This is a genomic window from Mesorhizobium sp. (assembly GCF_004962925.1).
In the GTDB taxonomy this organism is placed as follows: Bacteria; Pseudomonadota; Alphaproteobacteria; order Rhizobiales; family Rhizobiaceae; genus Mesorhizobium.
In genome coordinates this window covers 62,598-63,274 of the sequence record NZ_SUEO01000004.1, presented here as the reverse complement: position 1 = coordinate 63,274, position 677 = coordinate 62,598, and the positions used below count along the sequence as shown (strand labels likewise).

Here is a 677-nt window from a genome sequence, read left to right as displayed (position 1 = left end):
CGTCATGAATATGTCGGTGGCCAGTTCTTCGGTGAAGAAGGGCGAGACGCTGATCGACACGGCGATGACGCTGAATGCCATGCGCCCCGACATACTAATCATCCGCCACCAGTCGGCGGGTGCCGCGGCGCTGCTGGCGCAAAAGGTCGGCTGCTCGGTGATCAATGCCGGCGACGGCGCCCATGAACACCCGACGCAGGCGCTGCTCGACGCGCTGACCATCCGCCGCGCCAGGGGCCCGCTGTCGAAGCTGATCGTGGCGATCTGCGGCGACATCCTGCATTCGCGCGTGGCGCGCTCCAACATCATGCTGCTCAACGCGCTCGGCGCCCAGGTCCGCGTCGTGGCACCGTCGACGCTTTTGCCCGCCGGCATCGAGAAAATGGGCGTGATCGTCACCCGTTCGATGGCCGAAGGCCTCAAGGACGCCGATGTGGTGATGATGCTGCGGCTGCAGCGCGAGCGAATGGAAGGCGCCTTCGTGCCTTCGGTGCGGGAATATTTCCACTATTTCGGCCTCGATGCCGAGAAGCTGAAGGCCGCCAAGGACGGCGCTCTGGTCATGCATCCCGGCCCGATGAACCGCGGCGTCGAGATCGCCTCGGAAATCGCCGACGGCCCGCAGAGCGTCATCCAGGAACAGGTGGAGATGGGTGTCGCCGTGCGCATGGCGGTGA

The 677-nt window shown here is 65.3% G+C and carries 1 protein-coding gene; it reads left to right on the top strand.

Annotation, left to right across the window (positions count from 1 at the left end; genetic code table 11):
* Positions 1-677: aspartate carbamoyltransferase catalytic subunit (locus E5W87_RS02330; protein WP_292393594.1), on the top strand; the 677-nt coding region annotated here is incomplete at both ends.